23 protein-coding genes are annotated in these 23,852 nt (G+C 66.4%); 5 read left to right on the forward strand and 18 right to left on the reverse strand.

All coding sequences use genetic code 11. The annotated features are described in order from the left end of the window. Positions 1-52 precede the first annotated feature (52 nt). Complete coding sequence (locus AC6LJW_RS08845) at positions 53-766, forward strand: FadR/GntR family transcriptional regulator (protein ID WP_498086996.1); 714 nt, start codon at positions 53-55, stop codon at positions 764-766. 45 nt (positions 767-811) lie between these two features. Here AC6LJW_RS08845 and otnK read toward each other — a convergent pair whose 3' ends face one another. The 13 genes from otnK to AC6LJW_RS08910 form a co-directional block, all read right to left on the reverse strand. Next, positions 812-2,065, reverse strand: a complete 1,254-nt coding sequence (gene otnK, locus AC6LJW_RS08850; protein WP_498086997.1) for a 3-oxo-tetronate kinase — start codon at positions 2,063-2,065, stop codon at positions 812-814. Then, positions 2,062-2,970 (reverse strand): L-threonate dehydrogenase, encoded by a 909-nt coding sequence (ltnD, locus tag AC6LJW_RS08855; RefSeq protein WP_056559877.1) that lies wholly within the window; start codon positions 2,968-2,970, stop codon positions 2,062-2,064. The genes otnK and ltnD overlap by 4 nt, the downstream gene beginning before the upstream one ends. Before the next feature lie 46 nt (positions 2,971-3,016). Beyond that, positions 3,017-3,991, reverse strand: coding sequence for a D-erythronate dehydrogenase (gene denD, locus AC6LJW_RS08860; protein WP_056559880.1), 975 nt, complete (start codon positions 3,989-3,991; stop codon positions 3,017-3,019). Between the two features lie 9 nt (positions 3,992-4,000). Beyond that, entirely contained in the window at positions 4,001-4,786 is a 786-nt protein-coding gene (gene otnI / locus AC6LJW_RS08865; RefSeq protein ID WP_498086998.1) for a 2-oxo-tetronate isomerase, read from the reverse strand. Positions 4,787-4,825: 39 nt separating this feature from the next. Next, positions 4,826-6,157 (reverse strand): MFS transporter, encoded by a 1,332-nt coding sequence (locus AC6LJW_RS08870; RefSeq protein WP_234015762.1) that lies wholly within the window; start codon positions 6,155-6,157, stop codon positions 4,826-4,828. A 74-nt stretch (positions 6,158-6,231) separates the two neighbouring features. Next, positions 6,232-6,870 carry a 3-oxo-tetronate 4-phosphate decarboxylase gene (gene otnC / locus AC6LJW_RS08875; protein WP_498086999.1) on the reverse strand — a complete coding sequence of 213 codons (639 nt, stop codon included), beginning with the start codon at positions 6,868-6,870 and terminating at the stop codon, positions 6,232-6,234. A 147-nt stretch (positions 6,871-7,017) separates the two neighbouring features. Next, the gene (locus AC6LJW_RS08880; protein WP_498087000.1) at positions 7,018-8,172 is read right to left on the reverse strand and encodes a hypothetical protein; all 1,155 of its coding nucleotides are present in this window, start codon (positions 8,170-8,172) and stop codon (positions 7,018-7,020) included. Further along, positions 8,169-9,308 (reverse strand): hypothetical protein, encoded by a 1,140-nt coding sequence (locus tag AC6LJW_RS08885; RefSeq protein ID WP_427986057.1) that lies wholly within the window; start codon positions 9,306-9,308, stop codon positions 8,169-8,171. The genes AC6LJW_RS08880 and AC6LJW_RS08885 overlap by 4 nt, the downstream gene beginning before the upstream one ends. 12 nt (positions 9,309-9,320) lie before the next feature. Further along, a complete protein-coding gene (locus tag AC6LJW_RS08890) occupies positions 9,321-9,659 on the reverse strand; it encodes a DMT family transporter (protein WP_056559891.1) in 339 nt (112 codons plus the stop codon). 2 nt (positions 9,660-9,661) lie between these two features. Beyond that, positions 9,662-10,543 (reverse strand): decaprenyl-phosphate phosphoribosyltransferase, encoded by an 882-nt coding sequence (locus AC6LJW_RS08895; RefSeq protein WP_498087001.1) that lies wholly within the window; start codon positions 10,541-10,543, stop codon positions 9,662-9,664. Then, positions 10,540-11,163 carry an HAD-IB family hydrolase gene (locus tag AC6LJW_RS08900; RefSeq protein ID WP_056559895.1) on the reverse strand — a complete coding sequence of 208 codons (624 nt, stop codon included), beginning with the start codon at positions 11,161-11,163 and terminating at the stop codon, positions 10,540-10,542. Before AC6LJW_RS08900 ends, AC6LJW_RS08895 begins: the two co-directional genes overlap by 4 nt. A 300-nt stretch (positions 11,164-11,463) precedes the next feature. Continuing rightward, complete coding sequence (locus AC6LJW_RS08905; RefSeq protein WP_056559897.1) at positions 11,464-11,889, reverse strand: carboxymuconolactone decarboxylase family protein; 426 nt, start codon at positions 11,887-11,889, stop codon at positions 11,464-11,466. A 147-nt stretch (positions 11,890-12,036) separates the two neighbouring features. Further along, complete coding sequence (locus AC6LJW_RS08910) at positions 12,037-12,483, reverse strand: hypothetical protein (protein WP_056559899.1); 447 nt, start codon at positions 12,481-12,483, stop codon at positions 12,037-12,039. A gap of 127 nt (positions 12,484-12,610) precedes the next feature. On the opposite strand from AC6LJW_RS08910, the gene AC6LJW_RS08915 reads away from it, so the two are divergent. Both AC6LJW_RS08915 and AC6LJW_RS08920 read left to right on the forward strand, forming a co-directional pair. Next, on the forward strand, positions 12,611-13,006 hold the full coding sequence (locus tag AC6LJW_RS08915) for a SecDF P1 head subdomain-containing protein (RefSeq protein WP_056559901.1): 396 nt from the start codon (positions 12,611-12,613) through the stop codon (positions 13,004-13,006). Between the two features lie 177 nt (positions 13,007-13,183). Next, on the forward strand, positions 13,184-15,277 hold the full coding sequence (locus tag AC6LJW_RS08920) for a PhoX family protein (RefSeq protein ID WP_056559903.1): 2,094 nt from the start codon (positions 13,184-13,186) through the stop codon (positions 15,275-15,277). A 94-nt stretch (positions 15,278-15,371) separates the two neighbouring features. Here AC6LJW_RS08920 and AC6LJW_RS08925 read toward each other — a convergent pair whose 3' ends face one another. The 5 genes from AC6LJW_RS08925 to AC6LJW_RS08945 are packed head-to-tail and all read right to left on the reverse strand — an operon-like array spanning position 15,372 to position 20,328. After that, positions 15,372-16,154, reverse strand: a complete 783-nt coding sequence (locus tag AC6LJW_RS08925; RefSeq protein ID WP_498087002.1) for an enoyl-CoA hydratase/isomerase family protein — start codon at positions 16,152-16,154, stop codon at positions 15,372-15,374. A 17-nt stretch (positions 16,155-16,171) separates the two neighbouring features. Beyond that, positions 16,172-17,404 (reverse strand): CaiB/BaiF CoA transferase family protein, encoded by a 1,233-nt coding sequence (locus AC6LJW_RS08930; RefSeq protein ID WP_056559908.1) that lies wholly within the window; start codon positions 17,402-17,404, stop codon positions 16,172-16,174. A 21-nt stretch (positions 17,405-17,425) separates the two neighbouring features. Beyond that, on the reverse strand, positions 17,426-18,379 hold the full coding sequence (locus AC6LJW_RS08935; RefSeq protein WP_105241026.1) for a Bug family tripartite tricarboxylate transporter substrate binding protein: 954 nt from the start codon (positions 18,377-18,379) through the stop codon (positions 17,426-17,428). 41 nt (positions 18,380-18,420) lie between these two features. Continuing rightward, positions 18,421-19,371, reverse strand: a complete 951-nt coding sequence (locus tag AC6LJW_RS08940; RefSeq protein WP_498087003.1) for a LysR family transcriptional regulator — start codon at positions 19,369-19,371, stop codon at positions 18,421-18,423. A 3-nt stretch (positions 19,372-19,374) separates the two neighbouring features. Next, positions 19,375-20,328, reverse strand: coding sequence for a Bug family tripartite tricarboxylate transporter substrate binding protein (locus tag AC6LJW_RS08945; RefSeq protein WP_498087004.1), 954 nt, complete (start codon positions 20,326-20,328; stop codon positions 19,375-19,377). Between the two features lie 181 nt (positions 20,329-20,509). Between AC6LJW_RS08945 and AC6LJW_RS08950 the strand changes: the two genes are divergently transcribed. Continuing rightward, complete coding sequence (locus AC6LJW_RS08950) at positions 20,510-22,834, forward strand: acyl-CoA dehydrogenase family protein (RefSeq protein ID WP_498087005.1); 2,325 nt, start codon at positions 20,510-20,512, stop codon at positions 22,832-22,834. A gap of 9 nt (positions 22,835-22,843) precedes the next feature. After that, positions 22,844-23,848 (forward strand): NADPH:quinone reductase, encoded by a 1,005-nt coding sequence (locus AC6LJW_RS08955; RefSeq protein ID WP_498087006.1) that lies wholly within the window; start codon positions 22,844-22,846, stop codon positions 23,846-23,848. The last annotated feature ends 4 nt before the right edge of the window (positions 23,849-23,852 follow it).

The raw sequence follows: 23,852 nt of genomic DNA on the forward strand, positions 1-23,852 counted from the left end.
CCCGCCGATGACGTCGAGACGGGCCTTTTTGCTTCTCCCCCAATCCCCGTCCATGGCGTTTCCCCGACTTCCCGCTGTTCCCACCTTGACCGACACGGTCGCCAAGCGTCTACTCGCCGAAATCGACGAAGGACGCGTGCTGCCCGGTGAAAAGCTGCCCACGGAAATCGCCCTGGCCGAACAGTTCGGCGTCAGCCGCACGGTGATCCGCGAAGCCGTCTCGCGGCTACGCCAGGACGGCGTGGTCGAAGCCCGGCAAGGCAGCGGCGTCTTCGTCACGGGGCACACCGGCAACCGGGCGCTGCGGATCGACGCAGCCGAACTCTCCTCGCTGGAAGCCGTGTTGCACATCGTGGATCTGCGCCGGGCCCTGGAAACCGAAGTGGCGGCGCAAGCCGCTGCCTGCCGCAAGAAGCAGGACATGGTCGAGATCGACGCGGCGCTAGCTGCGATCTCTCAGGCCGTGGACAACGGCGGAGATGGCGTGAAGGAAGATGTGGCCTTTCACCGCAGCATCGCGCGCGCCACCGGCAACCCGTACTTTCTGACCACACTTGCGTTCGTCAGCCAGTTCCTGGAAGCCGCCACGCGCGTCACACGCGGCAACGAGGCGCGCCACGCGAACCTGATGCGCGACGTCATGCAGGAACACATCGCCATCGTCGAAGCCATTCGGCGCAAGGACGTGGACGGCGCCCGAGAGGCCGCCCGCGTTCACATGGTCAATGCCGCCAAGCGGTTGAGCCAGGCGCACCGCTTAGCCTGACTGAACCGCTATACCGGACTGAAGCGCCGCGGCCTGCACACGCCGTTAGCGAAATGCCTTCGTGAAAAAATCCCGGCTGCCGAAGTTGCCGGATTTCAGCGCGATGCTGATGCCGGCCTGCGCCACGGGCGCGTAACCGGCGCACCACGGCACGCCCGGATCAATCTGGTCGCCGATCGTGATCTGCTCCAGGCCCAGCGCCTGCACCACCGCGCCCGATGTCTCGCCGCCAGCCACGATCAATTGCCGCACACCGCGTTCCACCAGCCCGGCAGCAATGCGCGCGATTGCCGCTTCGATCATGGCGCCCGCCTGGCTCGCGCCCAGCGCGCCCTGCGTTTGCCGCACGGCGTCAGGCTGGGCCGTTGAATAAATGAGCACCGGGCCGTCCTGCATGCGCGGCTCGGCCCAGGCCAGCGCCTGGCCGGCCACGTCCTCGCCGGCGGCCAGCTTCATGGGATCGAGCGCCAGCGCGGGCCGGCCGCTTTCAATGAAGGCCGCCACCTGCGCGTTCGTCGCGGCGGAGCAACTGCCCGCCAGGACCGCCTGCAGGCCTTGCGCGCGGTCCACGCCGGCGGAGCCAGCGGACGCGAGCCCCCAGTTTCCCGGCAGGCCGATGGCCACGCCGGAGCCTGCCGTCACCAACGGCATGCCTTGCAGCGCCGGGCCCAGCGCCAGCAGGTCGTCATTGGACACGGCGTCGACGATGGCGATCTCGATACCCTGCGACATCAATTCCTGGATGCGGTCGCGAATGGCGGCGGTGCCGAGAGCGACCACGCTGTAATCAATCAGACCCACCCGGCGCGACGTTTGCGCCGCCAGCACCCGCACAAGGTTGGGATCGGTCATCGGCGTCAGCGGATGGTGCTGCATGCCGGATTCGTTCAGCAACACGTCGCCCGCGAACAGATAGCCCTTGAAGACGGTGCGCTTGTTGTCGGGAAACGCCGGTGTGGCAATGGTGAAAGCAGTGCCCAGGCTCGTCATCAGCGCATCGGTGACCGGCCCGATATTGCCCTGCGGCGTGCTGTCGAAGGTGGAGCAGTACTTGAAGTAGATCTGTTCCGCTCCCTGCCCGCGCAGCCACTGCAGCGCTGCCAGCGACTGCGCCACGGCCTCGCCGGCGGGCAGCGTGCGGGTCTTCAAGGCGACCACCACGGCATCCGCATCGTCGCGCAATGGCGCGCCCGGCGTTCCGATGGTCTGCACTGTGCGCATGCCCGCGCGGACCAGATTGTTCGCCAGATCGGTGGCGCCCGTGAAATCGTCGGCGATACAGCCCAGCTTGATCGTCATTTGGCCTCCGGCAGGGAAATGCCCGGGAAAATCTTGATCACCGCGCTGTCGTCTTCCCGGCCATGGCCGGCCGACGACGCCTGCATGAACATCTGGTGCGCGGTGGATGCGAGTGGCAGCGGGAACCGGGTGTGTCTTGCGGTATCCAGCACCAACCCCAGGTCTTTCACGAAGATGTCCACCGCGGACAACGGCGTGTAGTCGCCCGCCAGCACGTGCGGCATGCGGTTCTCGAACATCCAGCTGTTGCCCGCGCTATGCGTGATGACCTCATACAAGGCATCGGCATCCACGCCTTCGCGCAGGCCCAGCGCCATGGCCTCGGCGGCGGCCGCGATGTGCACGCCGGCCAGCAGTTGGTTGATGATCTTGACCTTGCTGCCCGCGCCCGCGCAGTCGCCCAGGCGATAGACCTTGCCCGCCATCGATTCCAGCACCGTCCCGCAGGCCTCGTACGCGGCCGCGCTGCCGGCGGTCATCATGGTCATCTGGCCGGCGGCCGCCTTGGCCGCGCCGCCGGAGATGGGCGCATCCAGATACAGGATGCCCTGCTCGGCCAGGCGCCCCTCCAACGCCACGGACCAGTTGGGATCCACGGTGGAGCACATGACGAATACCGATCCCGGCCGCAACGCGGCGGCAATGCCGCCGTCGCCAAACAGTACCGACTCGGTCTGCTGTGCGTTGACGACCACGCTGACTACGATCTCGCAGGCCTGCGCCATGTCCGCCAGGCTGGCGCAGGCCACGCCGCCCTGCGCCGCGAAGGCGGTAGCGGCGTCGTGGCGAATGTCGTAAACGTGGACCGCGTGCCCGGCGCGGCGCAGGCTTTGGGCAATGCCCGCGCCCATCGCGCCCAGGCCAATGACGCCAACGGGGCGCGGTGTTTCTGTGGGTTTGCTCATGTCTTTGTCGTCCGGCAGCGAAATGAAATGGTGTGGAGACCGCGCATCAACGCTTCAGGTCGTCGGCCATGTAGGCGCGAACGATGTCCGCAAAGCTGCCATCGCCGGTCAAGCCCAGACGGGCGGCGCGCGACGTGTCCCAACGCCCCGGCCAGCTGCCGACGATGCGCTCGACGCGCGCGTCCGCCTGCCAGCTGATGCGGTCGGCAACCTCGTCGCCCGCGACCTCGCGCAGGGCCTGCGCCATCTCGGCGACCGTGACCGACACGCCAGGCAGGTTGATGGGCGCCCGGTCCGCCACCGCGTCGGCATCCAGCTCGCAGCCCGCGATCAAGGCCTGGATCGCGCCGCGCGGCGACAACAGCCACAGCCGCGTGTCCGCGCCAACCGGGCACACGGCCGGTTCGCCATTCAGAGGCTCGCGAATGATGCCGCTGGCGAACGACGACGCCGCCGCATTCGGGCGGCCGGGACGCACGCTGATGGTCGGCAGGCGCAACACACGGCCGTCGACGAAGCCGCGCCGCGTGTAGTCGGCCAGCAGCAGTTCGGCGATGGCCTTCTGCGTGCCGTAGGACGATTGCGGATTGAGCGCGGTATCGTCGCGCACGGTGTCGGGCAGGTTGCCGCCGTACACCGCCACGGAACTGGTGAAAATGACGCGCGGCTTGTGGCCCAACGCGCGGCACGTCTCCAGTAACGCGCGCGAGGCGTCCAGATTGATGCGCATGCCCAGGTCGAAGTCTGCCTCCGCCTGTCCGCTGACGATGGCCGCCAGATGGAAAATGGCCCGCGTCTCGATATCGATGGCTTGCCGCAACACCGCCGGATCGGCAATGTCGCCCTCCAGCGAGCGCACGCGCGGGTCCTGCAGGGCGTCCGCCTTCACGACGTCCAGCAGATCGATTTGCGTGATGGCCTGAGGCTTGCCGCCTTCCAGCGACAGCGTGCCGCGTTCGAGCAGTTTGCGCGCCAGCCGCTGGCCCAGGAATCCGGCGCCGCCGGTGATCAGTATCTTCATGATGGATGCTCAACGATGGGTGAGATAGGGTTTGGCCCAGCCCAGGCCTTCGGACGTTCCGGCGCGCGGGCGGTATTCGCAGCCGATCCAGCCTTGATAGCCCAGCGCGTCGATACGCTGAAACAGGTAGGGATAGTTCAGCTCGCCCAGATCGGGCTCGTGCCGGTCCGGCACGCCCGCCACCTGGATGTGGCCGATGCCGGCCATGTCGCGCTCGAGCTTCACGGCGATGTCGCCTTCGACGATCTGGCAGTGGTAGATGTCGAACTGCACCTTCAGGTTGTCCGCGCCCACCTCGTTGCGTATGGCCTGCGCATCGTCCTGCCGGTTCAGGAAGAAGCCCGGGATGTCGCGCGTGTTGATGGGTTCGATCACTACGGTCATGCCAGCCGTGGCGGCCATGCGCGCGGCAAGCGCCAGGTTCTTGACGTACACCTCCCGGTGCGCGGCGCGATCCTGGCTGGGTTGGATGAGCCCCGCCATCACGTGCAGATGGCGGTTGCCCAGCACTGCTGCGTATTCCAGCGCCTGGTCCAGTCCACGCTGGAACTCATCTTCGCGTCCAGGCAGCGATGCGATGCCGCGCTCACCCGCTGCCCAGTCGCCCGGCGGCGCATTGAACAGCGCCTGCGTCAGTCCGTGGGCGTCCAGGCGCGACTTGATCTCGGCCGCCGGGACGTCGTACGGAAACAGGAATTCCACCCCTCGGAACCCGTCGTGCGCCGCGGCGGCGAAGCGTTCCAGGAAGGCGTGTTCCGTGTACATCATGCTTAGGTTTGCAGCCAGGCGCGGCATGTCGGTTCCTTTGGTGCTCGGTTAAGTTCGGTCGGCGTGCTAGCGGTTCACCAGCTTGGCCGGCGTGAACCAGACCGCGATGGCGCCAATGACCAGCACGCCCGCCAGCACGTACATGCCGGACGCGGTGGAACTGGTCAGGTCCTTCAGGTAGCCGATCATGTACGGGCTGGCGAAACCTGCCAGGTTGCCCACGGAGTTGACGATCGCAATGCCGGCGGCGGCGGCCGTGCCGGACAGGAACGCGGTCGGCAGCGACCAGAACAGCGGCGCGCAGGTCAGCACGCCTGCGGCCGCCATGGACAGGAACACCAGCGACACCACGGTGTTGTCGGCAAACGAAGCCGCCGCGGTGAAGCCCACGGCGCCTGCCAGCGCCGGCACGATCAGGTGCCAGCGGCGCTCACGCCGCCGGTCCGCGGAGTGGCCCAGCAGGTTCATCACGACGATGGCGCACAGGAAGGGAATGGCGCTGAGCAGGCCGATGTTGAACGCCCCCGTCACGCCGGTGGACTTGATCAGCGTGGGCATCCAGAACGTCAGCCCATACTGGCCGGCGACGAAGGCAAAGTAGATCAGGCACATCCACCACACGCGCTTGTCGGCGAACACCGCGCGCAACGAGTGCTTCTGCGTGCCGGTCTGCTTCTGGTCCTGCTCGATCTCGCGCGTCAGCAGCTTCTTTTCGTCGTCGCTCAGCCATTTGGCGCTGGCGATGCCATTGTCCAGATACATGACGGTGACCACGCCGATCACCAGCGCGGGCACGGCCTCGATCAGGAACATCCATTGCCAGCCCTGCAGGCCGTGCGTGCCGTGAAAGGCCTCCATGATCCAGCCGGACAGCGGATTGCCGAAGATACCCGCGACCGGAATGGCCGACATGAACAGCGCGATGATCTTCGCGCGGCGGTGGGCCGGATACCAGTAGGTCAGATACAGGATCACGCCAGGGTAAAAGCCGGCTTCGGCCAGCCCCAGCAGAAAGCGCAGGATGTAGAAGCCCGTCGGGGTTTCGACGAACATGAACATGCCCGACAGGATGCCCCAGGTGATCATGATGCGCGCGATCCAGATGCGCGCCCCCAGCCGGTGCATCAGCAAGTTGCTGGGTACTTCGAACAGGAAATAGCCAATAAAGAAAACGCCGGCGCCCAGGCCAAAAACGGTTTCGCTAAAGCCCAGGTCCTGCGACATCTGCAGCTTGGCGAAGCCGACGTTGACGCGGTCCAGGTAGGCAATGACATAACAAAGCATCAGGAACGGCACCAGCCGCCAGAACACCTTGGCATACGCGCGAGCGGTTTCGCGGGACTCGGGCGGCGAAGAAGCCGCGGGCACGGCGTTGGACGCCAATTCCATCGGGGGCATTGCAAGTCTCCATCAAGATTGCGCCGCCTGGATCCGCGATGCCGCGGCCGGCAGGCTTTGTGCGAAAAAGCGGATCAGTAGCGCGCGCCGAACGTGGCGCGCAGGGCCTCGATGGCCTCGTCCGGCAGCGGCTCGGGGCGCGGCTGGGTCATCAGCCAGAGACGGGCGGTTTCTTCCAGTTCCTCAAGCGCATAGGACGCGTGGGACACAGACCGTTCCCAGAGCACCGGGCCCAGCCGCTCGAACAAGGCGCCGCGCACGTGAGCCGCCACGGCGGCGACCTCGGCGGCAGCTTGCGGGTCGCCCGGACGGCGATAGCCGATCAACGGGATGCGTCCCACCTTCATGACCTGGTAGGGCGTGATCGGCGGCAATACCTCGTCCGGCCGCCACACGCCCGCGAGCGTCAGCGCAACCAGATGGGTGGAATGCGTGTGCACGATGCCGCGGGATTCCGGGCTGGCGCGGTAGATGCCCTGATGCAGCAGCAAGGTCTTGGACGGCTTGCCGCCGGCGACCCAGTTGCCGCCCTGATCGACCTTGGAAAGCGAGGCGGGATCCAGCCGGCCGAGGCACGCGTCGGTGGGCGTGATGAGCCACCCGTCATCCAGCCGGGCGCTGATGTTGCCGGCCGCGCCGACGGTATAGCCACGCGCGTAAAGGCTGGCGCCGATGGTGCAGATTTCTTCGCGGACGCGGGCTTCTTCAGTCATGAAAAGTCCCCGGGCGGCAGGGACGGGCAACGAACAGCGGGCGCGGCGAAGCATGCATGACGACGATGTCTCTTGAATAGAAGTTATCGGGTCATCATACAAATTTCGGCGGCGAGCGGGTACGGGGTAAACCCGCGTACCCGCCGTTTACGCTTGCGCGCGATCAACGCACGCCGCGGTTGGCGGCGCGGCGACGTTCATCCAGGCGGTCAAGGCCATCGCCATCAGCACCAGCAGCGATGGATACAGCATGCTCAAGTTACGCGCCTCGCCCTCGGCGGCGAACAGCAGGAAGAGCGGCACATTGACCGCCAGCGCCATCAGCACGTGCAGCCGGAACGGCGCGGGCAGCAGGCGCCAGCCGGTGACGGCCACGCCCGCGATCATCAGCACCATCACGGCGCTCAGCCCCTTGGGCAGCGCGACGCCGTAGGTGCTTTCGGTGCGGAACCAGTTTCCCGGGTCCAGAAAGTAGAAGAAGTTCGCGCCCGGCTGGAAGCTCACCGCGCCGCCGGGGTTGCCCGCGTAGCGCAGGCGCAGCGCCAGATACACGCAGCCGCAAACGAACACCAGCCCCGCCACCACGCCTGCTGCCTTGAGGCGCGGCAGGCTGAGGCGAAGGAAGGGATACAGCGTCACGACATAGAAGAAGAACGCCTCCTTGTTCCAGGTTGCCATCGCCGCGACGACGGCAAGCAGGCCCAGCCGTCCCGCGGCGCGCACCGGGCGTCCGACGGGAATGCGCCAAGCCAGCAGGATCGCGCACGCCATGAACAGCACTTCGAAGAAGTCGTAGAAGAAACCGCCCTCGGTCAGAAAGAACGGCAGCAGCAACGCAATGACCAGCGGCGCCGCGGTGGCGGCGGCTGCGCTGGCGCCCGCCGCGAGGCACACCGACCGCATCGCGAACAGCGAGCCGAGCAGCGCCAGGAAGGTCAGGTAATAGACGATGTGATAGCGCAGCGTCACGGGCGCCTGCATCGCTTCCGAGGCGGGAAAGCGCATGGCCAGCCCCGACCGGCTGTTCACGCGGCGCGGGTCCGTCAGCCGCTCGGACAGGCGCTCGACCGTCGCGGCCGGCATCAGGTCTTGAATACCGTTGGCGATGGCGGGCGCGAACTGGCGGTACACGTAGGGGCGGTGGGCTGTGCCCTCGACCATGGACGCGAGCGAATGCGGACCATGCCCGTCGTTCAGGCGCCACTTGGTGTAGAAACCATTGAAGGCCGCTGCGGCGACCATGACATAGAGCATCGCCAGGAGGAATCGGCGGTAGCCCACGCTATTGAAGAAACGGATCATCGGACTTCCAGGGTGACGGCCGGTTGGGGTGCGGTGTGCGGCCCCAGCCACTTTGCCAGCGCAAGCGCCAGGAGACACATCAGCGTTGGATACAGCATGCTGAGATTGCGCATTTCGCCGGGCGAACAGAACAGCAGGAAGAGAGGCACGTTGATGGCCAGCGCCAGCTTTGCGTGGTTGCGCAGCGCCTGCGGCAGCCGCGGCCAGCCATTGACGGCGATGCCGGCGAAGGCCAGGACGCTGATGAGGCTGAAGCCGCGCGGCAGCAGGACGCCATAGGTGTTTTCGGTGCGCAGCCAGTTGCCGGGATCAACGTAGTAGCGCAGGTTGTCCCACAACTGGTAGTCCACCGTCGAACCGGGATTGCCCGCATAACGCATGCGCAACGCCAGATAGACGCAGCCGCTCACCAGCAGCAGCCCGGCCACCATGCCCGCCGCCGGCAGGCGCGGCAGGTTTCGCCGCAAGAGCGGGTACAGGGCGGGCGTGAAAAAGAAGAAGGCTTCCTTGTTCCAGGTCGCCAGCCCGGCCAGCACCGCCAGCGCGCACAACCGCACCGGCGTCTGGCGCGAGGCGCCCAGCGCCAGCAGCACCGCGCTCATGATGAACAGCAGCTCGACGAAATCGTAGAAGTAGCCGCCCTCGGTCAGGAAAAACGGCACCATCATCGCCAGCACCGCGGGCGCGGCCGTCGCGGCCACCCCGCTCGCCCCCGCCTGCAACGCCACGCGGCGCATGACGAAAAGCGAAGCCAGCAGCGCCGCGAAGGTCAGGTAGTAGACCAGGTGATAGCGCAGGGTGACTGCCGGCAACAGGGCCTCGGACGCCGGATAGCGCATCGCCAGCCCCGACCGGCTGTTCACCCGCCGCGGTTCGGCCAGACGCTCCGACAGGCGCGCCACGGTCGCGGGCGGCAGCAACGACTGGATGCCGTTGGCCAACGCGGGCACGAACTGGCGATACACGTAGGGACGGTAGGCCGTGCCTTCGACCATCTGCGACAGCCCCAGCGCCGCATGCCCATCGTTGAGCCGCCACTTGGTGTAGAACCCGTTCATCACGGCGGCCGCCACGACGATGTAGGCGCAGCACAGCAGGAACCCGCGATACCACGCGCGTTGGAACAATCGATGCATGGCTGTCCGCGCCTACTTTGAAATGAGGAAGACGCCGATGGCGATGAAGGCCGCGCCCGCCATCCGCATGGCCGTGATCGTCTCCGTGCCGGACAGCAGGCCGTAGGCAAACACGCCCGCAATCGCGCAGGCCACCATCAACGGGTAGGCAAGCGTCAGATCCAGCTGGCGCAGCGCCAGCGCGTAAAAGCCAAAGCCCAATCCGTACGCGCCGATGGCGCCCACATAAGGCAGCGCCTGCGAGAGCAGAGACGGAGCCCCCGCCTGTGCGGAAGCGGACCCCGCGGCCTTGAGCGCCACACTGGCCGCCACGCTGCAGGCCCCGCTGAGTATCAGCCAAAGATATGCCATGTCTACGTCCTTACCAGCAAAACCACCACCGCCACCCAGGCCAGCACCGCAAGGCGGATCTGGTTGTCGGCGAGCAGATCGCGGCCCGGCTCTTCGCCCGATCCGCCCTTGTACAGCAGGTAGATATACCGGAAGACGCCGAACGTGACGATGGGCAGCGTGACAATCAGATGCTGCGTGCCGTGCAGCGCGGCGGTGTCTGCGTCCACCGTATAGAGGCCATACGCCAGCAGCGTCGTGCTGGCGGTGATGGCCACCAGGATGTCTAGCAATTGCGGCGAATAGTGGCGCAGCACGGTGCGCGTGCTGCCTTGCGACGCCGGGGCATCCAGGGGCGCCGACGCGATCTCGGCGCGCCGTTTGGCAAAGCCCAGGAACAGGGTCAGCATGAAGCTGCACAGCAGCATCCAGCGCGACGGGATGATGCCCACCGCAAAGGTACCGCAAGCCAGGCGGATCATGAAGCCCGCCGCAATACAGAAAACATCGACCAGCACCTTGTGCTTCAGGCTAAGGGTGTAGGCAATGTTCAGGGTCAGGTAGCCGGCCACGGCCAGCGCCACCGGCCACAGTCCGCACACCAGCGGCAGGCCCAGCGCCAAGCCGAACAGCACGACGATCAGCGCGCGCGCGGCGGGCAAGCCGATGCGCCCGCTGGCAATGGCGCGCAGCCGCTTCTTGGGATGGGCCGCATCGGCGGCGCGGTCGTGATAGTCGTTCAGGACATAGACGGCGCTGGACGCCAGGCAGAACGCCACGAAGCCCACACCCACGGCAAACACCAGCGCCGGATCCGTCCATCCGTGGCTGAAGATCAGCCCGATCAGCACGAAGCCGTTCTTCAACCATTGCTGCGGACGCAGCAGCGAGATAAGCGCGCTCATGGTTTGACCGCCTGCCCGCGATACCAGGCATGCTGGGCCGCGTCGATGAGCCACTGGTCGCCGCGGCTGTCGCCGTAGGCGTGCAGTTCATATTGGTCCGGACCGCCGTAGCGCTCGGTCAGGCGCCGCAGCTTCTCAGGGCCCCAGCAGTTGGGACCGTCGAAGTCGCCGGTCAGGCGGCCCTGCGCGTCGACCGCCATGCGCGTGCAGATGAGGTCGTCGAACCCGAGGTATCGGGCCGCGTCTTCAAGGTAGATGTCGGGCGAGGCGCTGACCAGCACGCAGCGGTCGCCGCGCTGCTGGTGCCACCGCAGCCGCTCGATGAGCGCCGGCCGCAGCGGAATGGTGTGCACCCAGGCGCGGGCGATGCGGGCCAGCTCAGTGCGCGAGCGTCCCCGCAGCGCGGCGCGGCAGAGCGATTGCTTGGCGTCTTCGTTGCTGCGCAGGCGAAGCGCGAACGCGGTCAGCGCGGGCGCGGTCCGCACGAATGCCGTCAGCAGGCGAACCCATGAAAGATGAGCCAGGAAGGGAACGAAAGTGTCGCGCTGAGTGAGCGTGCCGTCGAAGTCGAAGGCCGCAATGACGCGCGTGGAAACGGGAGACTGCGTTTGTGTAGCCATACTGCTTTCGCGACGGAACCCGGCCGGGCCTTGCCGTCACAAACTATGCCGGAAAATACGTCAGCGCCCAAGGCGCGTACGCGTGATGTCAGACGCAGTCTTGTCGTGACGCAAGCCTGCGGTGAAACGTGAGCTTTCTATTTCAAAATTTGTGTATTTGTAACACATTGGATTACAAGTCATCATAGCCCGCCTTCGGTGCCGGCAAGCCGGGAAGAACCGCGTGAAACCCGCCGTTCTTCCCGCCGCTTTTCCGTTTTCCCAGGTTTCAGGGTCACGCCCGCCAGGGGTTCGGTCGCGTTACGCCTGCTGCGCCTTGAACGCGCCTTCCTCTTCCAGCACCTGGTTGGCCACCTTGAACGCATCCAGGCCTGCGGGAATGCCGCAGTAGACCGTCGCCTGCAGCAGGATCTCCTTGATCTCCTCGACCGTTACGCCGTTGTTCAGCGCTCCCTTGACGTGCAGCTTGATCTCGGCGGGCCGGTTCAGCGCCGTCAGCATGGCCAGGTTGAGCATGCTGCGCGTCTTCTTCTCAAGGCCGGGGCGGCTCCAGGTGTAGCCCCAGCACCACTCGGTGGTGATGTGCTGGAACGCCATCATGAAATCGTTGGCGCGCGCGATCGAGCCATCGACGTAGTCGGCGCCGAGCACATCGCGGCGCAATTCCAGGCCTTGTTCGAACAGCGCCTGGGTTTCGGTTTGGGCTTTGGACTGAGCGTCGGCCATGGGTTGTTCCTCCGGGATGGTGGCGGCGGGACTCGAAGGCCCGCCTGCGGGTTGTCGTCCGGCCGATTGTGGGCGTGCGGCATCCCGCCCGTCAAATATGGCGCTTGCGCGACGCGGTGGAGGGGCGATTAGCCCGGCGCACAGGGCCTACAGCGAATACCGGTAGTCGCAGTTCAGCGTGGCCTGCAGCGGCGCGGGATAGCCGCTGGCCGCCTTGCCGCCCGGGCGCGGACCCAGCAGCCGCGCCTGGAAGGTGCCGGCCACATCGCCATTGGCCGTCTTCTTCACGGCCACCGTGGACGGCAGCGCATACAACGTCAACGCCTGCCCGTCGGCCGGCGCGACCAGCGTGAAAACCGACTGCGGGAAATTGGCGACCACATACCCGGGCGCATCATCCGACGTGAACGACAGCGTGGCCGTCGTATAGGTCAGCGTCAGCGACAGTTCGTCGGAAGACGGCGAGGGAATGTCACCCTTCAACGCCACCTTGCCGCTGTCGGACACGCAGGACAGCGACGCGGGCGCGGAGCCGGCCTGCGCGTTGCCGGCCAGCAGGGCGATAGACAAGAGACAGGTGGCGCGTGCAATCATGGTTGTTCCTCACCAGCGCCGGTGTGGCGCATGCCGGCAAAATTTCGTCAGGAATATATCAGACGGTCATCCTCGTCCGACGCGATCCGTATAGGATGGAACATCGCCCATCAGAAGGAGCGTTCACATGCCATCAATGCGACATCCTATCCTGGCCAGCGCACTGGCCGCGACGCTTGCCGTCGCCCTGCCCTTCGCCGCCCACGCCGAATCGGTCACCCTGCAGGTCGAGCAGGTCACGCCCGGCGCCGATCCGCACACCAACGCCCGCGTCGTCGACATCAAGCTCAAGCCCGACAGCGTCAAGACGCTGGCGAACTTCACGCGCGAGCGCGTGGGCCAGCGCGTGCAGTTCCGCGCGAACGGCATCCTGCTGTCCTCGGCCACGTTAATGAGTCCGCTTGATGGCGACAGCCTGCGCATCACCGCCGGCGAGCACGGCTTTGCCGGCAAGTCCGCCGAAGAAATCGCGCAAGGCATCATGAAGGACGGCGCGCTGACCATGGACGACGAAAACCGGTAAGCGCGCCGCCACCCCTTGCATCAAAAGGCTGACGCCCGCGCATGCGGCGTCAGCCTTCTGTTTTTGACAAGATGGCGCAAGCGCCGCGGGTTTCAGTCATCTGTCATTAACCTTTCATTTCGGACTTCTAGTATTGCTCGTCCCCATCGGGCATCAGACCCAAAGCCAGGAGTTCAAATGAGCAAGTCCATCTCCGACAAGACCGTCCGCAATCCCAGCCAGAGCACCCCGTTCAGCGAGATCCTTGAAAAGAACATGTCCCGCCGCATGGTGATGCGCGGCGGTATCGCGGCCGCGTTCGCGACGATGACCAGCCTGGGCCTTGCCGGCTGTAATGGCAGCGACGACGATGACGACGATGCCGGCAATGGCCAGAACCCCGCGCCGGAAGTGCCCGGCACCGAGCCGCCTCCCGCGCCGGCGCCGATCAAGCTGGGCTTCGAGTCGCTGCCCACCTCCATGACCGACGCCTGTGTCGTGCCGGCCGGCTACATCGCCCATGTGTTCGCACCCTGGGGCACGCCGTTCAACGACAACGCGAATCCGTGGGACCGCAACGGCAACAACAGCTCGACGGACTTGCTGAACTCCACCGGCATGCACCACGACGGCATGCACTTCTTCCCGATCAACGGCAGCTCCACGGAAGGCCTGCTGGCGGTCAACCACGAGTACATCGACCAGAAGGCGCTGCACCCGCTGGGCGCGACCACCGTGGCCGGCAAGCGCCCCATCGAGGAAATCCGCAAGGAGATCAACGCGCACGGCGTGGCGATCCTGCATGTGCGCCTTGAGAACGGCCGCTGGAACATCGTTCACAACTCGCGCTACAACCGCCGCTTCACGTCGGCCACGCCGATGAAGCTGTCCGGCCCGGTCGGCGGCACGGATTGGGTCAAAACCCCGTACTCGCCCAACGGCACGATGGTGCGCGGCACCAACAACAACTGCGGCAACGGCTACACCCCGTGGGGCACGTACATCACGGCCGAAGAAAACTGGGCCGCCTGCTTCGTCAACACCGGCACGCGCCCCGCGCACCAGCAGCGCGTCGGCGTGCCCGACGACAAGGGCCGCTACGAATGGGAAACCGGCGCCAACGATCCGCTGGAAGTCCAGGGCGAATTTGCGCGCTTCAACATCACCGAAACCGGCGCCGACTTCACGCAGGATTACCGCAACGAAGTCAACGGTTTCGGCTACCTGGTCGAAATCGATCCCTTCAACGAAAACAGCATCGCCACCAAGCGCACCGCGATGGGCCGCTTCGCGCACGAAGGCTGCGCCTACGCACTGCCCGAGGCCGGCAAGCCGCTCGCTTTCTATAGCGGCGACGACTCGCGCTTTGAGTACATCTATCGCTTCGTGTCGGAAGCCGTGTGGGATCCGAAGGACGCCGAGCGCACCGACCGTCTCGCGGTGGGCGCAAAGTACCTGGACAAGGGCACGCTGTACGTTGCGCGCTTTGACGCCGATGGCACGGGCCAATGGATCCCGCTCGTCGGCACGACCGTGGGCGCCGGCGGCCGCACGCTGGCCGATGAGTTCGGCGGCATCGAGGACATCATCATCAACACCCGCGGCGCCGCGGACTTCGTCGGCGCGACGCCGATGGACCGCCCGGAATGGACGGCCACGCACCCGACCAACGGTGACATCTACCTGACGCTGACGAACAACTCCAGCCGCAACGCCGGCAGGGGCACCAACCCGCCCAACCCGCGCCTGAACAACGTCAACGGCCACATCGTGCGCTGGCACGACGAGCCGGGCTCGACCAAGTTCAAGTGGGACATCTTCGTGTTTGGCTCCGACGCCGGCGCCGATGCCGACACCAACCGCTCCGGCCTGACTACGCTGAACCAGCTGGCCAGCCCGGACGGCATCGGCATCGATCCGCGCGGCATCCTGTGGATCCAGACCGACAACGGCATCGACGGCGGCCGCAACAACAACGTGGCCAAGGCGACCAACGACCAGATGCTGGCCGTGATCCCGGGCGCGCTGGCCGACAGCACCGGCACGGGGCCGGCGATCAACGCGTCCAACCAGGCCGACCTGCGCCGCTTCTTTGTCGGCCCGAACGAAGCCGAGGTCACCGGCTTTGCCTTCACGCCTGACTACACCAGCATCTTCCTGAACATCCAGCACCCTGTGAACTGGCCGGCCTACGATACGGAAGATGCGACCACCGCCACCACGGGCGTCGTCCGCCCGCGCTCGTCCACGGTGGTGATCCGCCGCGCTGACGGCGGTCCGATCGGCGTGTGATGACTCGCAGGGTGACGCGCTCACCCTGCACGCAGCAAAAACAAGGCCACCCTCGGGTGGCCTTGCCATGTCCGGAGAATCCGGGCGCTTGCCGTCACGTTCCCGTGAACACCGGCGCGCGCTTTTCCAGGAACGCCCGGCGCGCTTCCTGCGCGTCGTTCGTCTTGGCCACCTGCGCGGTCATGTCCTGCTCGTAGCGGTAGCCGTCGCGCAGGCTCATGTCTTCGATGGCGTTGGCGGTCTGGATCATCAGGCGCACCGACGCCGGGCTCTTCCCGGCGATCTGGTCAGCGATGACGCGCGCTTCTTCCATCAGCTTGTCCCCCGGCACGCAGGCTTCGACGATGCCAAGGCGGTACAGCTCCGCTGCCGTCACGCGCATGCCGGTGAGCATCATGCGGCGCAGGCGCGAATGGCCGAACAGGCGCTGCGCGTGCTTGACGCCGCCCAGCAGGCCGACATCGACTTCCGGCAAGGCGAGGCACGCGCTTTCGGCCGCGATCAGGATGTCGCAGGAGGCCGCAATGCCCAGCCCGGCGCCCAGCGCGGGTCCGTTCAGCGCCGCGATGACGGGTTTGGGGCATTCGCGAATGGCGTGAAAGAGCTCGCGCGTGCGACGCGAATGCTGGGGCAGGCCGCCCGGCTGATCCAGCATCTGCCCGCGGTTCTTCAGATCGGCGCCGGCGCAGAAGACGCGTCCCTCGCCCGTCAGGACCACGCAACGCACCTGCGGATCCTCGCCAAAGCGGTCCATCGCCAACGTCAGGTCCTGCAGCAGTTGGGTATTGACCGCGTTGACGGGCGGATGCGCCAGCCACACGGTGGCGACGTGGTTCTGCAGTTCGACGCGCAGCGTCTCAAAACGGTAGTCGGACATGATGTTCCTGTGGGGGGTCAGAGGGTTTGGTCGGCGCGCAGCTCGGCGATCTCGGCCGCGGACAGGCCCAGTTCGCCCAGCACCTCGTCCGTGTGCTGGCCCAGCGTGGGCGGGCCATCCTCCAGGCGCAGCAAGGAATTGCGAAAGCGAAACGGGCTGCGGATCTGCGGCATGTCCATCCCATCCGGATGCGGCGCGGAAAACTGCATCTCGCGGTGCACGACCTGCGGTTCGCGCAGGGCCTCGCCGATGTTGTTGATGGGCGCGCAGGGCACGCCCTCACGGTCCAGCGCCGCCAGCAGGGCCGCCTTGTCGTGCTTGATGACCTGCTCGTCCAGCCACGGGTCCAGGATGGCCAGGTTGACGACCCGCCCCGCGTTGGTCTGAAAGCGCTCGTCCTGCGCCATCTCGGGGTGGCCCAGCACGCGGCACAACTTGGCGAATTGCGCGTCCGAGCCCACCGCCATGATGATGTGCCCGTCGCGGCACGGATACACGCGCTGCGGCTGGATGTTGGGATGACGGTTGCCGCGGCGCGGCGGCACGACGTCGGTCAGCAGATAGTTCATGGCCTGGTTGGCCAGCAGCGTCACGCCGACGTCCAGCATGGCCATGTCGATGTGGTCGCCCTGCCCCGTCACTTCACGCCGCGCCAGCGCGGCCAGGATGGCGTTGCTGGCATACAGCCCGGTGATGAGATCCACCATGGGCACGCCGATCTTCATCGGACCGCCGCCGGGGCGGTCGTCCGATTCGCCGGTGATGCTCATGAGGCCGCTCATGGCCTGGATCATGAAGTCGTAGGCCGGCTGTTGCGCGCGCGGACCCGTCTGCCCAAAACCCGTGATCGAGCAATAGACCAGCCGCGGATTCTCCTTGCTCAGTTGCTCGTAACCCAGGCCCAGCCGATCCAGCGTGCCGACCTTGAAATTTTCCAGCACCACGTCCGCCTCGCGCGCCATCTTCCGGATCAGCGCCTGGCCGCGCGGAGACTTCAGGTTCACCGTGACGCTGCGCTTGCCGCGGTTGCAGATCAGGTAATAGCCGGATTCGTTGGTCCGGGTCCCGTCTTCCTGCGTCAGGAACGGCGGACCCCAGGCGCGGGTGTCGTCGCCCGCCCCGGGCTGCTCGATCTTGATGACCGATGCGCCCAGGTCCGCCAGCGTCTGGCTGGCCCACGGGCCGGCCAGGACGCGGCTCAGGTCCAGCACGCGGATATGGGAAAGAGGATGAGACTGCTGTGATGACATGATGCTTATGACTCCAACCGGCTATTTCTCGGCAATGCCCGCTTTGTTGATGACGTCGCGCCAACGGGCCTGTTCCTTCTTGAGCAGATCCGCCATTTCCTGCGGCGAGTTGGAAATGGCCAGGATGCCCTGCTCAAGCATCTTTTCCTTGACGCTCGGTTCGGCGATCGTGGCCTGCAGCGCCTCGGCCAACTGCTGCACGATGGCCTCCGGCGTGGCCTTGGGCACCGAGATGTAATTCACGGGCGACGCGTCATAGCCGGGCAGCGTCTTCGAGATCGGCGGCACGCCGGGCAGGATCGGCACTTCGAACGGCGTCGTGACACCCAGCGGAATCAGGCGCTTGTCCTTGATGAAGGCGGTATAGATGCCCACGGTGTCGATCGCGATATCGCCGTTGCCGCCGACCAGATCCTTCACCGCTTCGCCCGTGCCCTTGTACGGCACGTGCTGCAGGCGCACGCCGGCCAGAATCTGCAGCAGCTCGCCATTCAGATGGCTGCTGGCGCCGATACCGGCACTGACGTAATTCAGTTCGCCCGGCCGCTTCTTGGCGAGCGCGATCAGTTCCTCAAGCGAATTCACGCCCAACTGCTTGTTGACGACCAGCACGCTGGGCGCCAGCGACACCTGCGACACCGGACGCAGATCGTCGGGGTCGTACGGCATGTTCTTCATCAGGAACGGCAGCGTCATCTGCTGGCCCGGCGTGGTGTAGAGCAAGGTGTATCCGTCCGGATCGGCACGCGCCACGGCGGCTGCGCCGATGACGCCGCCCGCGCCCGCCTTGTTTTCCACAATGACCGACTGCTTGAGTTTTTTCGAGAGCGTCTCGGCCACGACCCGTGCGGTCAGGTCGGCGCCACCGCCGGGGGCAAACGGCACCACCAGCTTGATGGGCTTGTCGGGATAGGCTGCCAGCGCGGAACTGGCCACCAGCGCAAGTGCGCAGGCGCGTGTGATGAAGCGGATCAAGGTTTGTCTCCTGTTGGCCGGCCGGGGCGGCTGGCTCGTTGTTATCGGCTCGCGCCCGGAGGCCGGGCGTCAAGCTGGGTCAATGATTCACTGACGATCTCGCGCAGCAGGCCGGTGACCACCTTCACGGCCTGCGTCGGCCGGTCGGTGATCATGAGCGACACGATGCGCAAAACGGAAGGCTGGACGATTTCGGACGCTTGCAACTCGCCTCGTTCGACCTCCGCGGCCACGAAATGCCACGGCAGCAGGGTGTAGCCGGCGCGCCGGACCACCATCTGCTTCTGGATGAAGCCCGAGTCAGCCTCCACCGACACGCTGATGTTCACGTTGTGCCGCCGGCCCATTTCGTCCAGCATCATCCGCACCGAAGACGGCTTGCGCGACAGCACCAGCGGCAGGCCATCGAGCTTGGCGAACGGCACCTCGCGATCCGCGGTGATGCGGTCGCCCGGCGGGCCGATCAGATAGGACGGCAGGCGCAGCAGCACGTCCTCGTCGCTGCCCAGCGCGTCGTGGCTGCGGTACGGCAGGCCGATGTCGATCTCGTGATGCGCAAGCCAGCTCTCGATCTGTCCCGCCGCGCTTTCCACGATCTGCACCTGAATCGCCGGATACTCGCGCTGCAGCCGCAACAAGAGCGGAATGATCAGCGCGTTGCTGAGCGAAGGCAGCGTGCCGATGCGCACCGTGCCCGTCACCTGGCCGTGCGCGGCCGCGACCACGTCGTTCAGTCCGGCGGCGCTTTCCAGCACCTGCTCGATCGCGGGCTGGACCTGCCGGCCCAGTTCGGTCAGGCCCATGCCGCGGCCATTGCGCGTGAACAGATAGCCGCCGCATTGCTTTTCAAGCAGGGACAGGTAGCGGCTGACGGCGGGCTGGCTTACGCCCAGGTCAATGGCAACCTTGGTGATGCTGCCGCTGCGCGCCACCAACGAGAAGATGCGCAGCGCGCGCAGGTCCCACCCTGCGGAATCAGACGGTTTCGCCATGGATCACTGGCCCGAGAGTTTTTCGGCCGCGATGATCTCGCTCCAGCGCGTCACCTCGCTGTCGAAGAACTGCTGGAAAGCCGCCTGATCGCGAAACAGGGCGACGGCGCCCATTTCACGCGCGCGCTGCTGCACGATGGGCTCGCCCACCACCTTGCGCAGCCGCACCTGAAGATCCTTGATCTGGCCCTGCGGCGTGCGGGCCGGCACGAAGATGCCCCACCAGCTGGACGCATGCACGCCGGGCACGCCCAATTCATCCAGCGTGGGCAGGTCCGGCGCCTGTTCCAGACGCTCGGGCGCCGCCACCGCAAGCGCGCGGATGCGGCCAGACTTCACGTGCGGCATCGCCTGCAAGGTGTCGAAGTACGCGTCCACCTGCCCGCCGAGCAGGTCATTGATGGCCGCGGATGTACCCCGATAGCTGACGTGCGTCACGGGCAGGTTGATCTGCCGCGCAAACAGCGCCGCTGCCAGGTTGGGGCTGGATCCGACTCCGGAATTGGCAAACGACAGGCCGCCGGGCGCCTTGCGCGCATGGTCCAGCAGCTGCGGCACGTCCTGCGCCAGATCGGCGCGTACATACAGGACAAGCGGGCTGGTTGCCACCTGGGCCACCGGCACGATGTCACGCGGGTCGTACGGCATGCTTTTGATCATCGCGGGATTGGTCGCCGTGCCGACGCTGCCCAGCAGCACGGTGCGTCCGTCCGCCGTGCTCTTGGCGACATAGGCGGTGCCGATGGCCGCGCCGCCGCCCGGCCGGTTATCCACCAGGACGGGGCTGGCCTGGTCCGCCTGCAGGCGTTCGGCCAGCACCCGTCCGTACAGGTCCGTCACGCCGCCGACCGCATACGGCACGACGATGCGCTCAACGGGCGCTCCAGCCGCCCACGCCGGCGCCGTCACGCCCGCGGCGGTTATGCATGCCGCAATGCACGCCATCAGTACACGCATTTTCCTGTCTCCTCGCCGTTGTGGCTGTCTTGATTTAGGGCCAATTCTAGGAAGGATCCCGCCGTTGCACCCCTGCAGTTTTGTAATAGCAGCTCTCAACAACCCGTTATGAATGCGCCACGGCGCCGCCCCTAGAATTTGCTGCTCCCATTTCAAGCTGTGCCGTCACAGAAGGACCACGATGAACGCACTGGATTCTTTTTCGATTTTTGGCCCTCTGCCGCGGCATGCCGAGTTCATGGAAGCCGCGGCCGGCACGCTGGCGCAGGTTTCACCGCTGGCAAGGCTGCGCGAGCTGCGCGGCGCAGCGCCGGGCTGGGACGGCGCAACCTGGAAGGCGCTCGCCGAGGCCGGCTGGACCTCGGTCACGGTGCCGGAACATCTGGGCGGATTGGGCCTGGACGCCGAGGTCCTGGGCGCGATTGCCACCGCCGTCGGCGAGTCGCCCCTGCCCGAGCCCTATCTGGGCGCCGGCGCCCTGGCCGCGCTGGTGCTGCCCGCGTTTGCGGACAATGCCCTCGCGCGTGAACTGCTGAACGACGTCGTCAGCGGATCGGCGGTGTTGGGTCTGGCGTGGCAGGAAAACCCCGGCGAACTCATCCCGACCTCGGTGTCGACCTCCGCCAGCATCGAAGGCGACCGCCTTCGTCTGGTGGGGAGCAAACGCTGGGTGTCACCCGTAGGCGCGACGGGCTGGCTGGTTCACGCCCGGCGCGGTGAACTGCCCACGCTCGTCTGGCTGCGACCGGACGATGCAGGCGTGAAGATCGAGACCGAGCTGCGCGCCGACGGTAGCCTGCTGTGCACGCTGCAGCTGGACGTGTTCCTGCCCGCCGGCCGCATCGTCGCGCAAGGAGAGGCCGTTGACCGCATCTGCCAGCAGGCGCTGGAGACGACCCGCCTGCTGCAGAGCAGCGAGCTCTACGGCATTGCCCGCCGCGTGTTCTGCATGACGCTGGACTACCTGAAGACGCGCGTGCAGTTCGGCAAGCCGATCGGCGCCAATCAGGCGCTGCAGCATCGCATGGTGGACGCCTATGTCGGCGTGATGGCGTGCGGCGCCCTGCTGGCCGATAGCTATCGCGAGGTGGCCGACGATCCCACCACCCTAGCGCGCGTGGCCGCGCTGGCCAAATCGCGCATCGCGGAACGCGTCATCGCGCTGTGCCGCGAAGCCGTGCAACTGCACGGCGCCATCGGGTACACCGACGAATACGACATCGGCATCTATCTCAAACGCGCCCTGCATCTGGCAAGCTGGCTCGGCAGCCCGCGCACGCTGCAGGCGCGCTACCTTGCCCTGCGGCCGTCGCGTGGCCACCAAGTTCAGACCGAAGGTCTTGCCGCGTCGGGCGACGATTACGCCGCCATGTCGGACGACGGCTTCCGGCTGATGGTGCGCGCGTTCCTGCGTTCCAACTACCCGCAGCACCTGCGCCACGTGCCCCGGCGCCTGCGCCTGCACGAGGTGCGCGACTGGTATCAGACGCTCTCACGCAGCGGCTGGCTGGCGCCCGCCTGGCCGCGCGAACACGGCGGCATGGCGCTGCCGCCCGCCAAGCTGCTGATCTTCTTCGAGGAAATGGAAGGCTGGGGCGCGGCGCGCCTGCCCGACCAGGGCATCATCAACCTGGGTCCCGTGCTGATCCAGCACGGGCCGGCTGAACAGAAGGCGCGCTACCTGCCCCGCATCCTGTCCGGCGAAGACATCTGGTGCCAGGGCTACTCCGAGCCCAACGCCGGCTCGGACCTGGCATCCCTGCGCACCGAGGCCGTGCGCGACGGCGATCACTTCATCGTCAACGGCCAGAAGATCTGGACCACGCTTGCGCACGACGCGACCCATATCTTCGCGCTGGTGCGCACCGACAAGACCGTCAAGCCGCAGGCCGGGATCAGCTTCCTGCTCATCGACCTGAAGTCGCCCGGCGTCACCATCCGGCCGATCACCAACATCATCGACGAACAGGAGTTCTGCGAAGTCTTCTTCGAAGAGGTGAAGGTGCCGGTCACGAATCTGGTGGGTGAGCTGAACATGGGCTGGACCATCGCTAAGGACCTGCTCGGCTACGAACGCATCTTTGCCGGCAGCCCGCAGCAGTCGCGCCAGGCCCTGCACCACCTGGAGCAGTTGGCCGACAGCCAGTCGCTGTTCGAGTTGCCCGAATTCAGCCAGTCGTACGCGCTGTTGCTGGGCGACGTGCGCGAACTGGAGGCGCTGTATGGCCTTTTCGCCGACATCGTGCGGCGCGGCGGCCTGCTGCCGCCGTCCGTCTCGGGCCTGAAGGTGCTGGCCACCGAAACCTACGTGCGCATCGCCCGCGAGATCGTGCGCTGGGCCGACGAATCGGGCGGCACCTGGACCGGCGTTACGATGAACGACGGCACGTCGCTCCTTCCGCCCGCGCCGTTCCTGCAGTCGCTGGTCACCACGATCTACGGCGGTTCCAACGAGATCCAGCGCAACATCGTGGCCAAGGCCGTGCTGGGCATGCCGAACCGATAAGGAGTCCTCTTGAAAGCCGCCTTCTTTGACACCCCCGGCGCCGCCCGGGACGTGCTGCGCGTCGGGGACATGCCGGTCGAGCCGCCCGGCCCCGGCATGGTCCAGGTCCGCATCGCGGTTTCGGGCGTGAATCCTTCCGACGTCAAAACGCGCGGGGGCTTGGGCGCGCGCGCCAATCCGTGGCCGCGCACGATTCCGCATCAGGACGGCGCGGGGGTCATCGAACAGGTTGGCGCGGGCGTGGACGCGGGCCGGGTTGGCCAACGCGTGTGGCTGTACGAATGCCAGCTTGGACGTCCGCATGGCACTGCCGCGCAATGGGTAACCGTACCCGAAGGCCTGGCGGTGCCCCTGCCCGATGGCGTTTCAATGGAAACTGGCGCGTCGCTGGGCGTGCCGGCGCTGACGGCGTGGTACTGCACGGCGCAGGTCGAGGCAAAACCCGGGCGTTGCGTGCTGGTGCATGGCGCGGTGGGCGCGGTGGGCTTCTATGCCGCGCAGATGGCGCGTCTGCGTGGCGCCGAGGTGCTGGCCAGCGTATCGAATGAAGGCCAGGCCCGCATTGCGCAGGCCGCCGGCATCGAAACCGTGCCCCGCGGCGCCGACCTGCCGGCCGCCGCGCGGCAATGGCTGACGCAGCGGCAACGCGAAGGTTTCGACGCGTTCATCGACCTGGATTTCGCCGGCAACCTGCCCGTCAATCTGCTGTTGGCTGAAAACGGCGCGCAGATCGCGGCCTACGCGTCGGACACCGACCTGCACCCAACTCTGCCCGTGCGCGACCTGATGCGACGCAACGTGCGCTTGGCCTTTCTGCTGGTGTACACCATGCCGCCGATCTTGAAGCGGCAGGCCATCGCGCAGCTCACGCAATGGCTAAAGGATGGCAGCCTGCATCATGCCCAGGTGCATCCCTACGCGCTGCACGATATCGCGCTGGCGCACGAAGCCGTCGAGACGCGCAGACACGTGGGCAAGGTAGCGGTGATTCCTGATGGGGCTCCCCTGGACTGATTCC

This window comes from Achromobacter sp. 1012554356, from assembly GCF_059760815.1.

What these genes read in the sequence shown, in the direction of transcription:
- AC6LJW_RS08845 (WP_498086996.1), top strand. Translation starts at nt 53, where the DNA reads ATGGCGTTTCCCCGACTTCCCGCTGTTCCCACCTTGACCGACACGGTC.
- otnK (WP_498086997.1), bottom strand. Translation starts at nt 2,065, where the DNA reads ATGACGATCAAGCTGGGCTGTATCGCCGACGATTTCACGGGCGCCACC.
- ltnD (WP_056559877.1), bottom strand. Translation starts at nt 2,970, where the DNA reads ATGAGCAAACCCACAGAAACACCGCGCCCCGTTGGCGTCATTGGCCTG.
- denD (WP_056559880.1), bottom strand. Translation starts at nt 3,991, where the DNA reads ATGAAGATACTGATCACCGGCGGCGCCGGATTCCTGGGCCAGCGGCTG.
- otnI (WP_498086998.1), bottom strand. Translation starts at nt 4,786, where the DNA reads ATGCCGCGCCTGGCTGCAAACCTAAGCATGATGTACACGGAACACGCC.
- AC6LJW_RS08870 (WP_234015762.1), bottom strand. Translation starts at nt 6,157, where the DNA reads ATGCCCCCGATGGAATTGGCGTCCAACGCCGTGCCCGCGGCTTCTTCG.
- otnC (WP_498086999.1), bottom strand. Translation starts at nt 6,870, where the DNA reads ATGACTGAAGAAGCCCGCGTCCGCGAAGAAATCTGCACCATCGGCGCC.
- AC6LJW_RS08880 (WP_498087000.1), bottom strand. Translation starts at nt 8,172, where the DNA reads ATGATCCGTTTCTTCAATAGCGTGGGCTACCGCCGATTCCTCCTGGCG.
- AC6LJW_RS08885 (WP_427986057.1), bottom strand. Translation starts at nt 9,308, where the DNA reads ATGCATCGATTGTTCCAACGCGCGTGGTATCGCGGGTTCCTGCTGTGC.
- AC6LJW_RS08890 (WP_056559891.1), bottom strand. Translation starts at nt 9,659, where the DNA reads ATGGCATATCTTTGGCTGATACTCAGCGGGGCCTGCAGCGTGGCGGCC.
- AC6LJW_RS08895 (WP_498087001.1), bottom strand. Translation starts at nt 10,543, where the DNA reads ATGAGCGCGCTTATCTCGCTGCTGCGTCCGCAGCAATGGTTGAAGAAC.
- AC6LJW_RS08900 (WP_056559895.1), bottom strand. Translation starts at nt 11,163, where the DNA reads ATGGCTACACAAACGCAGTCTCCCGTTTCCACGCGCGTCATTGCGGCC.
- AC6LJW_RS08905 (WP_056559897.1), bottom strand. Translation starts at nt 11,889, where the DNA reads ATGGCCGACGCTCAGTCCAAAGCCCAAACCGAAACCCAGGCGCTGTTC.
- AC6LJW_RS08910 (WP_056559899.1), bottom strand. Translation starts at nt 12,483, where the DNA reads ATGATTGCACGCGCCACCTGTCTCTTGTCTATCGCCCTGCTGGCCGGC.
- AC6LJW_RS08915 (WP_056559901.1), top strand. Translation starts at nt 12,611, where the DNA reads ATGCCATCAATGCGACATCCTATCCTGGCCAGCGCACTGGCCGCGACG.
- AC6LJW_RS08920 (WP_056559903.1), top strand. Translation starts at nt 13,184, where the DNA reads ATGAGCAAGTCCATCTCCGACAAGACCGTCCGCAATCCCAGCCAGAGC.
- AC6LJW_RS08925 (WP_498087002.1), bottom strand. Translation starts at nt 16,154, where the DNA reads ATGTCCGACTACCGTTTTGAGACGCTGCGCGTCGAACTGCAGAACCAC.
- AC6LJW_RS08930 (WP_056559908.1), bottom strand. Translation starts at nt 17,404, where the DNA reads ATGTCATCACAGCAGTCTCATCCTCTTTCCCATATCCGCGTGCTGGAC.
- AC6LJW_RS08940 (WP_498087003.1), bottom strand. Translation starts at nt 19,371, where the DNA reads ATGGCGAAACCGTCTGATTCCGCAGGGTGGGACCTGCGCGCGCTGCGC.
- AC6LJW_RS08945 (WP_498087004.1), bottom strand. Translation starts at nt 20,328, where the DNA reads ATGCGTGTACTGATGGCGTGCATTGCGGCATGCATAACCGCCGCGGGC.
- AC6LJW_RS08950 (WP_498087005.1), top strand. Translation starts at nt 20,510, where the DNA reads ATGAACGCACTGGATTCTTTTTCGATTTTTGGCCCTCTGCCGCGGCAT.